Here is a 14,975-nt window from a genome sequence, read left to right on the forward strand (position 1 = left end):
CATGAAAGGCGGTGATGCTGTCAGCTTGTTACGATAGTGGGCAACGGAAGGGTAATGCAGTTTGGCTTAAAACACAAATTCGGGAGGGTACTCTATGAAAAAAGGTTCTTGGTTGGCCATAGTCCTTGTATTTGCTCTTGCTCTTGCCGCATGCGGCAACAATACCACTCCAGCTCCGAGCAGCGGCTCAGGAGGAGATGGCGAAGGCAATCCCAACCTCACTATGTTGATGCAGTACAGCCTGTTCGATCCAAACACGGATCCGGTTGCTAAAAACATAGAAGAAGCGACCGGCTACAAGGTTACCTATGAAATGCTTCCGGCCGAAAATGCCGATGAAAAGCTGAATTTGATGGTTGCGAACAAGCAAAACTTCGATATCATGAAGCTGGGTTCTGCCCAGTTCTACAAGCTGGCAATGGCAGGCGCGCTGGAGCCGCTGAATGATCTAATCGAAAGTCAAGGCCCTAATATTAAAGCCGCGATTAAGGAAGATTCATGGGAAAGCGTTACGATCGACGGCAAAATCTATGCTATACCGGAGACGGGCTCTGGCATTAGCGTAGGCGAGGAACTGGTTGTCCGTCAGGATTGGATGGATGAACTGGGCTTGCAGAACCCGAAAACGCCGGATGAGCTGTATGAGGTGTTGAAAGCAATCAAGAAGGCCAAAAATATTGTTCCGTTAACGGGATCAAAGGATTCCATCTACGGAGATATTGCAGCGGCGTTCGGGGTTCTGAACGACTGGAACGATGTGGATGGAAAGCTTCTGCATAAAGCAGAGCTGCCGCAGATGAAGGAATTTTTGACTTATATGAACAAGCTCTATAGCGAAGGGCTGCTGGATTCTGAAATGCCGATCAATACTAGTGCGAAAGCGATTGAGAAATTTTCCAGCGGCAATGCCGCGATGTTCAAGCTGGCTTGGTGGAGTGCTTCTAGCGCAGAAGCCGCCCTTGTCAAAAACTTCCCTGAAGCCAAAATCGGAATTATTCCTTACTTAGCAGGCAAGGATGGCAAATCATCAATTGGCGTCAACCTGGCTACCACTTGGTTTATTGCGATACCGAAGATATCCAAGCAAAAGGAGCACGCGATCAAGCTGCTCGATACCAAGCTGAAGAAGGATATCTTCATTAAGCTCGCGATTGGTGAGGAAGGCGTTCATCACGAAGTGAAGGATGGCAAGTATTATCCAATTTTGCCCAAGTTCAACGATGATTTGACCAATGCAAGCTCTTACATGACCGGGGTCAACGAATATGATTATCCGACTTACTGGCAGGCGCGCGTTCGGAAGGACCCTGTGCTGCAAAGTTACTATGAGGCGTTTCAGGAAAACGCGAAGAAAGGCAATATTGTCGTTGATCCGATGTCGATTGCTCCGCCGATCGATGCGGTATCCAAAAACAAGCAAAAGCTGACGAAGCTGCTGGACGACACGGTGCTGATGTATATCGCAGGTGCTCAATCTATAGACAGCTACGATACCTTCCTGGCTCAATGGAAGTCCGAAGGCGGCGCGGAATCCGTTAAGGAAGCGAACGAATGGTATCAGACCATTTCAAAATAATGGCTTGCCTACACACGTAGGCTTGATGGCAAAGGGGCAGCTGCGAATCGCAGGTGCCCCTTTGTCGCCCAGGCCTAATTGACAGAGGGGGAATAGGAATGAAGGAGCCAATTAAGCTGCATAAAGGCAGTGAGGCTGATATGCTTGCTGTCCATGCCCAAGTGGAATCTGCGCCGGAGGATATTACGATTACATTGGAGGGGCAGCGGCATGCCATAACGGCTGTCAACACCATTCCGGTGGTCGAAGAGTGGCTTGTTTTGTTTACAAGCGCATGGGGGAAATCGGTGATTGTTTCTGAGGATGGCGTTGCGGTGCAGGTGGGGGCAGGGGGCTTGGTTTTACGCGTCGTTAATGAAGCGCCTGTCGGCTTCGCCCCGGCATGGTCTGGTCCAACGGAACTGGACATCCCTGAGGGCGGTTACGTGCTTGTATCCTGTGACGCTTTGTATGCTCCAGAAAGCAGCCGCTTCTTTTTGTCTACCTGCTTTAGAAAAGGAGATCGAATCAAGCTGCGCAAGGATGGTGATGTGACTGATCATCACGGGCTAGCAGGGGCTGTTGATCATGCATTCAGCCTTTATTTGAACCACCCTTCCGTTTATACGGAAACAGAGGCTGCTACTATCATTAGCGGTAATGTGAGCGGCGGCAATACGGGCGATTTACCAGCGTTAACGGTTAATGGTGAAGCTGCTGTGGTTGACGAACAGGGTGCTTTTGTCCATGAACTGAAACTGGCGCATGGAGTCAACTTTGTTGATGTGGAGGTCAAAGCGGGAAACGAAAACCCAGCTGCACGAAGCTTGACGATTTTTTCCAAGAGCTTTGCTGAGAGGAAGCAGAGGATTATCCTTTGGATAGATCAGAAAGCCAACAGTGGGAAGCTGCAGACAACGGACGCCGTAAGAAAACTGCTGGAGCGAGCAAAACAAGCGGGCGTTACGGATATTGCACTTGACGTTAAAGGAGTGGAGGGGTACGTCTCTTACTTCAAAAATTCGCTGACGAGGCGTCCCCACATGAGTGAGTTGGTTAACGCTGGGTTGGGTATTCCTTACCCAAAGCTGGATTTGCTACAGATTTTTATAGAAGAAGGGCAACATCTTGGTCTATCTATCCATGCATCCATGAATGTATTTGCAGAAGGCTCAATTGTACGTGGTCAATATGCGATTCTAGATGAGCATCCTGAATGGGAGGAAATGGTTTACAAGCATCAGGATGAAGGTGTGATCAAGCGACAGCGGGACAGCTCGGCTCCGGGCTTGGTTGCGTTTGCCAACCCGTTGAATGAGGAGGTGCGCAAGCATCAATTGGCAGGTTTCCGGGAAGTGATTGCCGGCTATCAGGTGGACGGCATTATTTTGGACCGAGGCAGATACGACAATGAAACGGCGGATTTCAGTCCTTTGACACGAATCCGCTTTGAGGCTTATTTGGCGGAAAGGGGCAAGCGGCTTCATCGTTGGCCTGAGGATATATTCTATTATGAAGGCAATACGAGAATAGACGGTCCGTTGGTTTTGGACTGGTGGGCATTCCGCGCAGGCGTCATAACCACTTTTGTTGCGGAGGTCAAGGAGATGGTGAAGGATCATAATCGACAGACGGGAAGCGATGTATTGTTATCTGCATACGTGGGGTCTTGGTTTGATACCTATTATGTCAACGGTGCAAACTGGGCCAGCCCTGATTTTCAATATGATAGCCGTCTTCCATTTCAGGAGGGCTCCGTCTATACCGAGGACTACCGCGGAAATGGCTATATTAGGCACTTGGATTTTCTAATGATAGGAACGTATCAGGATACACTGGCCGAGGTTGAGAAATATATGGCGCTTGGCAACATTGCCACAGGTTGTGAAGTCCCGGTATATGCGGGTATTTCCCTTAATCAAATGAATAGCGCCGAACGGCAGGGTGAGGTTTTCCACTCGGCTTTCCGGTACACAGACGGGCTCATGCTGTTTGACGCTTCACATGCAGATTGGGATATCCTTAATCAGTCTTTGAAGAGAGAAAGTAAATAAAGGGATACAGACGTCATTTAGAATTTGTTGTTATCAACGAAGGAAAGGTGTGGTGTTGAAGAATACTATCATCTAATACTGTTATGGGATAAAATGCAAGCCGCCTTCTCATACTAGCTATGAGAGTGGAGGTGAAAGCTATGCCGAAAAATGACGCCGATCCTAAGTATGACCGCGCAGATAACAAAGCAGATAAGAAAAATAATCAGCAAAATAACGCTCATTTCACTGAAGAATTACAAACGCTAACTAGCGACAAGGCTGCTGATTACGTCCCAAGTTTAAATAATATTCCCAAGAATCAAATATAATTTACTGCATGCTGCTCTTCACGTCACTATATGCGGAGGAGCAGCTTTTTTAATGATGAGGAAAGCAGTCAATTGGTCTAATCGTTCCCAAAATTAGTTATACAACATGAAATCATTTAAATTGCTAAACGATAATGCTACAATGATAAGAAAAAATAAAGCAGGTGCACATAGTGTCAACAACTTCTGAAAAAATTTCTTTTATGGATTTCATGCTCAGCCCAAGCTTCCTAGAATTTAATAATGTTGAACATGATAAACAACCACGTATGAATCCTATCATTGAAGGTTGGGATAATAATACGTTAATAAGTAATATTTCAAAACTTAACCGTGAATTACTCAGACGTGATGCTCATGGATTAGATAAAACGCCATTTTCAGAATCAAATCAAGAATTACATTTGCAGCTATACTCTTTAATCATGTATCTTAAAGATCGTTTAGCTAATGAGCCTTCTAACTGAAGGCTTTTTCTTTTGAGTAAAACGTTCGGCTGTTAAGAAATTAAATGGAGGAAATATCTGGCAAGTTGACTTTACGAATACAGAGGAATACAATAGTCTTATGACTATCGAACAGTTTTCTTTAAAAGATGATGAAAAACGGGTTAAGATTTTCAAGGCATTAGCAGAAGTGAAACGAATTGAAATGATTCGATATCTTCATCACCATCGGAACAACACATGCGGGTCCATCGGTGAATCCATGGGAATGGATAAATCCAATGTCTCGTACCATCTCAAGATTTTATATGAAGCTGATTTAGTAAGTGTCACAAGAATTGGTCAAAATAAGATCAGTCAGCTTCGAGAAGATACGTTTACCACGTTTTTACCGGGTTTCTTGGACAGGTTATAGTGCGTCCGGGGACCCGAATTTTTTTCGTCAATACTTTGAATGTTTTAGAACTATCTGATAATAGAGCGGCGATAGTCATAATCATGCAACTGCTATTAGCAGCTATGTGAAGAATCAAAATATAAATAAGGTAGTGATCATTTGAAACAGCAAGATAACAATAGACAAGTCCTTTTGACTTCTCGTCCAGTAGGCATGCCAACACAGCAAAATTTCGAGTTCAGAGATATTCCTGTTGTTAATCCGCAAGAAGGACAAGTTGTTGTACGCACATTGTACTTATCAGTAGATCCTTACATGCGTGGAAGAATGAGTGATGCTAAATCGTATATCCCACCTTATCAGCTTAATGAAGTAATTGCCGGTGGTCTCGTAGGTGAAATAGTGGAGTCGAAATCAGAGCTATTCAAAGCTGGAGATAAAATAATCGGTATGTTGGGCTGGCAATTATATAATACTGTGGATGCTAAAGCAGTAACAAAAATTGATGAATCAATTGCACCTGTATCAGCTTACTTGAGTGTTCTTGGATTGACGGGTCTCACAGCTTACTTCGGTTTACTTGATATCGGTCAGCCGAAAGAAGGCGAGACCGTCGTCGTGTCTGGTGCAGCGGGTTCAGTAGGCATGTTTGTTGGACAAATTGCCAAAATTAAAGGAGCACGTGTTGTTGGTATCGCTGGTACAGATGACAAATGCGATTATTTGAAAAAAGAACTTGGATTCGATGCGGTTATTAATTATAAAACAACGAATAATTTAGATCAGGCTTTGGAAGAAGCGTGTCCGAATGGAGTCGATGTCTATTTTGACAATGTCGGTGGAGCAATTTCAGACTCAGTGATGAACTTACTAAATGATTATGCACGTATTCCACTATGCGGCTCCATATCTTCTTACAACAGTACGGATGGAAACATGGGGCCTCGTATTCAAACTAGATTGATTAAGACACGCTCCCTTATTAAAGGATTTGTTCTAAGTGATTATGCTGCTCGTCAGTCAGAAGGGCTTCAGGAGCTTGGCAAATGGCTAACGGAGGGTAAATTAAAGTATGAAGAAACGATTGTAGATGGATTCGACAATGTGGTTGAGGCATTCCTACAATTGTTCCAAGGCGCAAATCTCGGTAAAATGCTTGTTAAAGTGAGTCAATCCGAGAAATAATTTTGTACAGTAAAGGAGAATGAGCATGGAGAATTACGAGAATTTAGCAAAACGACAACGCGCATTCTTCCTAACGGGACAAACGAAACCCATACAATTTCGTTTGGACTCACTAAACACTTTGCAAAGCATTATTAACAGTCATGAGAAGGAGATACTTGCTGCATTACGAAAGGATTTGAATAAATCTGAAGCAGAAGGATTCTCCTCAGAAATTAAAATTGTACGCGAGGAAATTAATTTTACGCTGGAAAACTTAAAGTCGTGGATGCAGTCGAAGGAAGTAGATACACCTGCTTTCCTTACCGGGGCTACCAGTGTCATCTATCCTGAACCATATGGTATTGCGCTAATTATTGCGCCATGGAATTACCCCTTCCAACTGGCAATTGCGCCTTTGATTGGAGCTATTGCAGCAGGTAATTGTGCGATATTGAAGCCTTCCGAGTTCACTCCAACCATATCGAGTGTGCTTGCTAAACTTATCAAGGAAAACTTCCCTGAAGAATATTTGGCAGTAGTGGAAGGGGAAGTGGAGACTAGTACCGCGCTTCTGAAGGAGAAGTTCGATTATATCTTTTTTACGGGCAGCACACCCGTTGGCAAGATCGTAATGGAAGCAGCTGCGAAACATCTAACACCCGTTACACTTGAGCTCGGCGGCAAAAGTCCTTGTATTGTCCATAGTGATGCGGAGCTTAAGTCTGCAGCTAAGCGGATAGCAAGAGGGAAATTTCTGAATGCGGGACAAACCTGCGTGGCACCTGATTATATTTTGGTCCAGCGTCAGGTTAAGGATCAATTCCTTGGAGAATTAAAAAACGCTATTCAAGCCTTATACGGTAATGATATTTATCATAATCCAGACTTTCCAAAAATCGTGAACGAAAAGCAGTTCAACCGCCTAAGTTCCTTTTTAAATGATGGTACGTTGTATTTTGGCGGCAGAACGGATTCATCAAGGGACTTCATCGAGCCAACGGTGTTGGATGGGATTAAATGGTCCGATTCAGTAATGAAGGATGAAATCTTCGGGCCGATTCTTCCTGTGATTTTGTATGATGAGCTATCTGAGATTATTGAAGAGATAATAAAGCGTCCAAAACCACTAGCACTGTATATTTTCTCTGAAAGTGAGGACGTTCAGAATCAGCTCCTAAGCTCCATTTCATTTGGTGGAGGCTGTATCAATGAAACACTTGCTCATCTGACTTCTCCTTACCTTCCATTTGGTGGCGTGGGTGAGAGTGGTATGGGTTCATATCATGGACAGGGCAGTTTTGATACGTTCTCCCATCATAAAAGCGTCTTAAAACGTAAAGCAGAACATTAACTCGATATAGCATTAAAATAATGAGTAAGAAGAAGCCCCGTCAGTCGATGACGGGGCTTCTTGCTGATTCCTTATCTTTTTGATCTGTGTTGCTTCTCAGAACCCCGCCGAATAGGAACGTTCCTAGCGAGAGTGCGAGGCATACTGCTGAGAAGATGCCGATCGACGAATAACCAGCGAGTTCAACATAAAGAAATCCAGCTATCCATGCGCCAAGTGTATTCGCGCTATTCATCGTCGAGTTGGCAAGACTGGAAATCGTTCCACGGATCGAGGCGTTCAGTGAAGTGAGCAATCCCATAACAATTGGGAAGATTACCCCAAGCGTCGTAAAGATGATTAAATAAACGGTGGTCACGATTGTAAGGTTCGTGAAATGTGGCATAACCGAATATAAGAAGATGAGCATCAGCATGCCGACTACAACCGCTTTGGAAAGCCCAAGTTTTCGAATCGCAAATGAGCTAATTATGCTTCCCAGCAGTGTGCCAAATCCAAGAAACATCATCACCGTACCTATTTGTCCAATTGAAAGCTCGAAGCGATCGGCCATCCACTTGCCAACAAAGGCGAATGCCGTGCCGCTACCTAAGTGAAGCAACAGATAGGCAAGAAATCCGCTCCTTGCCTTGCCGCTCATAATCAAAGGAACATAGCTGCGAAGGATTGACTTCCGCTCACGAGAAGCTGGTTTCAAGCTGGGCAGTATATAGAAGACAACGGCGGTGAGCAGCAGCGAAATGAAGCCAATCGTCCAGAATGGAACGGACCAATGAGAGGCGGCGAGCCAACTTCCGATTGGTACTCCAAGCGCCTGGGAAGCAGCGAGTCCTGCGAAGGCGATACCCATCGTCTTCGATATTTTCGAAGCTGGCATAATTGCGGGAATGGATGCCCACACTTGGGGAGCTGTAAATGCCGCGCTGACACCAGCAAGGAAGCGGAATAGACACATCGTCCAGAAACTGTTGGCGAAGCCGCATAAGATGGTGGAGACGGAGAAACCAAGCAAGCCGCAGAGCAAAACCGTTCTTCGGCTCCAGCCATCGGAAAGCGGCCCAGCAATCAAGGCAAAGATGGCTGATCCGAGTGTGTAGGCGCCGAGCATCCACCCAGCGATATTCGTTGAAACGCCGAATTCCCTCTGTAGTGTGGGTAGTAAAGGTGAAATGAGAAAAGTATCCGTTCCTATCATGAACATGATTAGGAAGAATAATGCGCTATACCTACGCATAGTTGATCACTCCTTTTGATTAATGTTGCTTCCTGTATTAATCGTAAGGCATAATAGTGACAGAAACTGTCATGGATTGTTATTTTAATAAAAAAGGAGGGATCTAAGGTGCCCAAGTCCAAAAGGCTATTGGAACTGATGATGACCGTTAATCGGAAACGGAGGTTTAAAGTGAAGGAACTTGCTGATGAATTCGGGGTATCCAAACGCACGATTTTAAGGGATTTACAAGAGCTGAGCGAGCTAGGCGTTCCTCTCTACTCTGAAGTAGGTCCGCATGGCGGTTACCAGGTGCTAAGGGAGAGAGTACTGCCTCCCATCGCATTCACGGAAGAAGAAGCGGTGGCGATGTTCTTTGCGGTGCATGCTCTACGTCACTACTCCTCATTACCATTCGAAGCGGAGTCTGCTTCGGCGCTTAACAAGTTCTACCTTTATATGCCCGGTGATGTTAGGGATCGTATTGACAGTATGAAGAACCGGGTCGATTTTGTTACACCGTCTAGGCGGGGTGAAGCCCCTTTCTTGGCTATTCTGCTGAACGCTGCTGTACATCGGAAGGTGCTGGTCGTAAAATATGTGACGGAAGAGGAGGGATCAAGCAGCCGACTGATTCAGCCAGTAAGCCTTTATGCAAACAATGGATTCTGGTATTGTACTGCCTATTGTTACTTACGTCAGGGCTTGCGAGTGTTTCGATGCGATCGAATTCATGAGGCGGAGTATGACTTTTCTGGAACAGAGCCGCTTGACTTAGGCGATATTCGTCTTAGTCGACGTCATGCCGAAGAACCGAGAGAATCATTTCGACTTCTTGCAGAACTCAGCCGTGCAGGTGTTCAGCGATGTGAAGCCGAACTATGGCTTGCTCCAATGCTGGATGTGCACGAAGATGGAAGCGGAATGATCGATAATGATGTACCGCGCAGCGATATTCCTTTTTACACGGATTTTTTCATTGGACTAGGGGATGAGGCAGTTTTGAAGGAGCCGGAAGAATTGAGAGAATCGATTCGTAAAAGGCTCTCTAATATGCTTGTCCGATACCAATAATGAATAGAGCTCTACTCTAATTTGGGGTTTTGAGAGGATTTTCCAGCCATCAATTTCATTCTTTGATAATAGTTGCGGAGGTGGTTGAGTGGAGAGCAGACATAGAGTCTTGTTTAAGTAATTGTATATATTTGACCAGTGATGGGGTCCAAAATGATATAGGTTAACCGCATCACTTGATCAAATTAGGTTTGGATTAAAAAGTTTATTAACCTATCTTTGCTCCATGAGAAAGTGAAAATAATACCGCTTGTTCATTATCCATTCTCATACCTGTAATCGAGAATTTTTTGAAATCCACGCCTTCCATATCAGCCCCTCGTACATCTGCACCTTGCAAATTCGTTTTTGCAAGTAATGCCATAGTCAGATCACTATTTCTTAAATCCACTTTTTCTAAATTGGCGCCCGACAAATCTGCTTCATAAAACTTAATCCCACGTAAATCCTGTTTTACTAGTCTGCAATGTCTCAAATTTGTATAGGACCAATCACCTTAAATAATGGAGATTCCATCCATATTGGAGTTGGAAAAATCCGAGCCAGTCATTTTACATGTATCAAATTTTGAAACAAATAAACTTGCTCCGCTAAAATTACAGTTTTCGAATGCGGATTCTTTATGAATGGAACCATTTAACATAGCTCCGCGAAAATCGCATTCGATGAAACGGCAGTTGCTGGAGATAATCTCCTCCAAAGATCCGTTAGAAAATGAGCATCGATTAAATGTACAGCTTATCAGCTCACCGTACCTTAAATCTTGTGAACCAAAGTTTACTTCATTATAATTTTGATGGCTATGCTGAAACATAAATTGCCTCCCATATATGGTTAGTGAGCTAGTTATTTGCTTTGTCCTAAATGTGATGTAATTGAATGAAGGAGTTAAACCGATAGATATCTTTTTTAATATAGCATACGGATGTCAAGTACCCGTGCGAACTGGGCTAAAAGTCAAGATCTTTTTTTTGAAGAACTTTAATTGTCTCTAGCATAGATTCATCTGAAAAATCGCTATTTAGAGTTTTTTGAAAAACAAATATTGACAGATAACAAATAGTTCGTATACATTTGTATACAACATCGAAAGTATACAAATGTATACACAATTGAAAAGGAGGAAACAAAATGCGCGAAGGACATGGACATAAAGGTAAGCTTGGTCGTAGAGAACATTCGGAACACCGGGGTTTTGGGCATTTAAATAAGGAAGGTATGAAGGATTTTTCAGATCAGCATCCCAAAAGCGCTCAAACGTTTCGCCGCGGAAGAGCAATAGCATTCTTGGATAAGCTTATAATTAATCGATCTACTTTGCAGAGACAATTAAACGAACCGGAGCTTGAATCGATTAAACAAGTCATATGTGGTGAACTAAAAGCAACAGAAGCCATCATCGAAGAGTTTATTCATATGTTTCAGCTTCATGAGATCATATCAGATGATAAAACGACTGAAGATAACGAAACCGATAAAAAAGATTCAATAGACGCAAATATTTAATTACATTAATCTCTAGTCTCTCCTTCAAAGAATTGGTTTCCATTTCTTAGTACTGCTGCTCGGTTTTTTTATTTAAATACTGCGGATGATTATGTAAAGAGAACTTTATGACAGCTCCACTGTATAAGAGAAAGGAGGAAAGGATCGAATTTGAAGCCAAACGGTATATTGAAACCATATTTTAAAGAGACCTGGCACATATACTTCACCTCAATAACGATGCATACAATCGCCAGCATCATATATGCATTCTTCCCAAAAGTACTCGGCGACTTCACAGATCAACTTCAGACTGGAGATTTGATAACGCATGATGTCGTCCGTTACAGTCTGCTACTCTTGTTGATTGGTGTAGGTCATGTGCTCATTGGGGGTTATGGACAATATCTCATCATGTATGTCGGCCGATTATTTGAATATATAACTCGCCGCAAACTATTCTTGCATTTCTCAGAGTTAAGTGAACACTATTATTCCAAAAATGGTACAGGAAAGATACTTAGTTATTTTATGAATGACGTTACAGGCGTAAGGGAATCGATTTCCATGGGTATTAACCAGCTGGCGATGGGAACATTGCTTCTATTTTCCTGTATAGGGGCGATGGTCTTAAGCGATATCCCGCTCTACCTAATCGCAGCATCCGTCGGACCATTATTTCTGATTCCCTGGATCGTGACACGCTTTGGTCCTGCCATTCGTAAACGATCACTAAAAGTGCAAGAGTCGCTAGGCGCAATGACTGAATCAGCTGAGGAGCAGTTCGGGGGTATACGGGTTACGAAGAAATTCGCAGTAGAGCCGATTATGATCGAGAGGTTTGGTACGCACGTCGATCAGATACGTGACAATCAGCTTTCGCTTGTTCGCATGTCCTCGCTCTTCCAAGCACTCGTGCCGTTTTTGGGCTCCATGTCTTTGATTATGTCTTTGGCACTGGGTGGTTATCTAACCGTTACTGGAAAGATTACACTCGGAAATTTCGTTGCGCTAACACTGTACGTACGAATGCTGATGAACCCTTTGCAGCAAATAGGTAATGTCATAAATACGGTACAACGATCACGCGCTTCATTGCAGCGCTTAAATGAAGTGGTTGCTGTTCAGCCAGACATTGTTGAAGAAGAAGATGCTTTACCTATTGCACTAAATCAATCGGAAGTACGTATAGAAGGGCTAACCTTTTCATATCCGGAAGCCTCTCAGCCAGCATTGAAAGAGATTAATCTGGTTATTGAGCCAAGCATGACGCTCGGAATTGTTGGACGTACCGGAAGCGGGAAGACAACGCTTGTCAAGTTACTGCTGCGATCGTATGAAGCACCTGTAAGGTCAATTCAAATAGGTGGGACGGACATCCGTAGAATTAAGCTTGAAAGCTTGCGAAATCAGATAGCTTATGTGCCACAAGATGGTTTCCTATTTAGTACGACGATTGGAGAAAATATCGCATTCTCCAAACGACAAGCCGGACAGGAAGAGATTGAAATGGCTGCTAAGCAAGCACGGATCTACAATAATATTATGGAGTTTCCTGATCGCTTCGAGACGAAGCTCGGAGAACGTGGCGTTACCTTATCAGGTGGTCAACGTCAGCGAACAAGCCTTGCACGCGGTCTAATCAAGCATGCACCGTTTATGATTTTGGACGATAGTGTCAGCGCAGTCGATGCAGTCACTGAGACCGAAATTCTACAAACGATCCAAGAAGAGCGCAGCGGTAAAACGACTATTATCATTGCAAATCGAATAAGCGCATTAAAGCATGCAGACCTCATTATCGTCATGGACGAAGGACGAATCGTTCAGCGCGGCAAGCACGAGGAACTATTGGCCGAGCCGGGACAGTATGCTGAGCTCCATGCGATTCAAGAGGAGGGAAGTCAGCATGCCGCAGTCCAATGAAAATAGACATAAGGAACAGAAGTCGGAAAAGGGTAAGGAATCAAAATACCAATATCGGTCAGCCTTTCGAATTCTTAGTTCTTATGTGATGCCACATCGGATTACCTTTATTTTGGTCTTAATCTGTACGATAATCGCCATTGCGTCTGAGCTGTTCCAGCCTTATTTAGTCAAGGTTCTTATTGATGACAATTTGATGGCAGGCAAGAACGAATACGGCAGTATCCTTGTCATCTGCCTCATATACTTCGGGCTGTCGGTATCAGGATTTTTATTTTCTTATCTGCAGAACAATTTAATACAGTATGCAGGACAAAGCATCGTGGCAAAGATAAGAAAACAGTTGTTTGAGCATATTACGAAGCTCTCCATGTCTTATTTCGATAAGACACCGAACGGCAGCTTGATCACGCATGTCTCAAGTGATACGGAAGCAGTGAATCAATTTTTCAACCAAGTGCTGCTTACACTGCTGCGTGATGGTCTTACCCTATTATTCATCCTTGTCATGATGTTTCAACTCGATGTAACCCTTGGCACCTATTGTCTTGTTTTGCTGCCAATCATCGCATTTATTACGATTTCATTTCGTACTTTCATGCGTAATACCTACCAGATGGCACGGACGCGGCTGTCCCGACTGATATCATTCGTAGCTGAGAGTCTGTCAGGTATGAGCTTGATTCAGGTCTTTCAACAACAGAAGGCTCAGGCGGAGCAATTCAAGGAACGAAATGAAGCTTACTATAGAGCTAATATCCGTGAGATACGTACGATGGTAATGTTTAATCGCTCTTTCGATCTGTTGAGCAACCTTACCATCGCTTTCGTCATATGGATAGGCGGTCATGCTGTCCTAGGTCAAAAACTCGAATTCGGCGTCCTGTATGCGTTTATCACATACATCCGCCAGTTCTTCCAGCCCATTAATGCCATAACGCAGCAGTGGAATACACTGCAATCGGCTACCGTTGCAGTAAATCGAATCTGGGGAGTATTCGACACTCAACTTGAAATCAAGGATAATAAGCAGCCGACTCCCATTCATTTAGAATCGGTAGAAGGACGGATCGACTTCAATCACATTACCTTTGGATATGAGAGCGGTTCACCAATCTTTCAAGGACTTGATCTACATATCCGTCCAGGTGAAATGATCGGCATTGTCGGTACGACTGGTGCAGGAAAAAGCTCACTCATGAGCTTGCTATGTCGGTTTTATGATGTGCAAGAAGGCAGCATTCTCATTGATGGCAATGATATTAGAGATTTGCCGCAAGCCAATTTACACCGAATCGTCGGTCTGGTCCAACAAGAGCCCTATCTCTATGCAGGCAGCATTATTGACAATGTCAGGATGTTCGACGAAAACATCTCACGAGAAGCGGTGATTCTCGCATGTGAATTCGTAGGTGCTGATGCAGTGGTAAGACGCATGACCGATGGCTACGATACGAGATTGTCCGAGCGTGGCAGTGGATTGTCAGCAGGCGAGCGGCAACTGTTATCATTTGCACGGATCATTGTTTTCCGTCCAAAGATCCTTATTTTGGACGAAGCTACTGCTAATCTAGATTCTCAGACGGAGCAGTTAATCCAACAGGCGCTTCATATCGTATCTAAAGGGCGAACAACGATCGTTATCGCGCATCGCTTGTCAACAATTATGCATGCTGACCGAATTATCGTCTTGCGGCAGGGTGAGATAGTAGAATCAGGGACGCATAAGGAGTTGCTAGATATAGAAGGCTATTACGAGGATTTATATCGTCATTCTATAGGTGAAATAGGAACTAAGCCGAATTTCTTAATCGATGTCGGCTAAAGACAAGCGGAAGCAATACGTGAAGGGGCTGAATTTTCAGCCTCTTTATTATGTAACTGAACACTGAAACTTTATGGATATAAGACTGGAGTTTTGCTGTTGACTTTACCCTTAGGGTAAAGTGCATAGTAAAGATAAGCAATAGACTGTTTAGTTCATATAAAAATAGGA

Annotated in this window: 12 protein-coding genes and 1 pseudogene; 11 read left to right on the top strand and 2 right to left on the bottom strand. The window is 43.9% G+C overall.

The window, feature by feature from the left end; translation table 11 throughout:
- Window positions 1-94: 94 nt before the first annotated feature.
- The 7 genes from AC0YOD_RS05120 (at window position 95) to AC0YOD_RS05150 (ending at window position 7,281) form a co-directional block, all read left to right on the top strand.
- The gene (locus tag AC0YOD_RS05120) at window positions 95-1,576 is read left to right on the top strand and encodes an extracellular solute-binding protein (protein ID WP_475798144.1); all 1,482 of its coding nucleotides are present in this window, start codon (window positions 95-97) and stop codon (window positions 1,574-1,576) included.
- Between the two features lie 98 nt (window positions 1,577-1,674).
- Entirely contained in the window at window positions 1,675-3,609 is a 1,935-nt protein-coding gene (locus AC0YOD_RS05125) for a hypothetical protein (RefSeq protein WP_475798145.1), read from the top strand.
- A gap of 140 nt (window positions 3,610-3,749) precedes the next feature.
- A complete protein-coding gene (locus AC0YOD_RS05130) occupies window positions 3,750-3,920 on the top strand; it encodes a hypothetical protein (RefSeq protein ID WP_475798146.1) in 171 nt (56 codons plus the stop codon).
- 173 nt (window positions 3,921-4,093) lie between these two features.
- A complete protein-coding gene (locus AC0YOD_RS05135) occupies window positions 4,094-4,387 on the top strand; it encodes a hypothetical protein (protein ID WP_475798147.1) in 294 nt (97 codons plus the stop codon).
- 100 nt (window positions 4,388-4,487) lie between these two features.
- Window positions 4,488-4,781 carry an ArsR/SmtB family transcription factor gene (locus AC0YOD_RS05140; protein WP_475798148.1) on the top strand — a complete coding sequence of 98 codons (294 nt, stop codon included), beginning with the start codon at window positions 4,488-4,490 and terminating at the stop codon, window positions 4,779-4,781.
- 141 nt (window positions 4,782-4,922) lie between these two features.
- On the top strand, window positions 4,923-5,948 hold the full coding sequence (locus AC0YOD_RS05145) for an NADP-dependent oxidoreductase (protein ID WP_475798149.1): 1,026 nt from the start codon (window positions 4,923-4,925) through the stop codon (window positions 5,946-5,948).
- A gap of 25 nt (window positions 5,949-5,973) precedes the next feature.
- Window positions 5,974-7,281, top strand: a complete 1,308-nt coding sequence (locus AC0YOD_RS05150; RefSeq protein ID WP_475798150.1) for an aldehyde dehydrogenase — start codon at window positions 5,974-5,976, stop codon at window positions 7,279-7,281.
- A 40-nt stretch (window positions 7,282-7,321) separates the two neighbouring features.
- Here the strand turns inward: AC0YOD_RS05150 and AC0YOD_RS05155 are convergent, their stop codons facing one another.
- Window positions 7,322-8,515: an MFS transporter gene (locus AC0YOD_RS05155; RefSeq protein ID WP_475798151.1), complete on the bottom strand. Its 1,194-nt coding sequence runs from the start codon at window positions 8,513-8,515 to the stop codon at window positions 7,322-7,324.
- A 108-nt stretch (window positions 8,516-8,623) separates the two neighbouring features.
- Here AC0YOD_RS05155 and AC0YOD_RS05160 point away from each other — a divergent pair, with 108 nt between their 5' ends.
- The gene (locus tag AC0YOD_RS05160) at window positions 8,624-9,568 is read left to right on the top strand and encodes a helix-turn-helix transcriptional regulator (RefSeq protein ID WP_475798152.1); all 945 of its coding nucleotides are present in this window, start codon (window positions 8,624-8,626) and stop codon (window positions 9,566-9,568) included.
- A gap of 208 nt (window positions 9,569-9,776) precedes the next feature.
- Here AC0YOD_RS05160 and AC0YOD_RS05165 read toward each other — a convergent pair.
- A pseudogene (locus AC0YOD_RS05165) lies at window positions 9,777-10,382 on the bottom strand (pentapeptide repeat-containing protein).
- Between the two features lie 317 nt (window positions 10,383-10,699).
- Here AC0YOD_RS05165 and AC0YOD_RS05170 point away from each other — a divergent pair.
- From AC0YOD_RS05170 to AC0YOD_RS05180, 3 genes are all read left to right on the top strand, one after another.
- Entirely contained in the window at window positions 10,700-11,074 is a 375-nt protein-coding gene (locus tag AC0YOD_RS05170) for a hypothetical protein (protein WP_475798153.1), read from the top strand.
- Window positions 11,075-11,224: 150 nt separating this feature from the next.
- Entirely contained in the window at window positions 11,225-12,979 is a 1,755-nt protein-coding gene (locus AC0YOD_RS05175) for an ABC transporter ATP-binding protein (protein ID WP_475798154.1), read from the top strand.
- Entirely contained in the window at window positions 12,963-14,804 is a 1,842-nt protein-coding gene (locus tag AC0YOD_RS05180) for an ABC transporter ATP-binding protein (RefSeq protein ID WP_475798155.1), read from the top strand. The genes AC0YOD_RS05175 and AC0YOD_RS05180 overlap by 17 nt, the downstream gene beginning before the upstream one ends.
- Window positions 14,805-14,975 lie beyond the last annotated feature (171 nt).

Source organism: Paenibacillus sp. J31P13 (genome assembly GCF_056269295.1).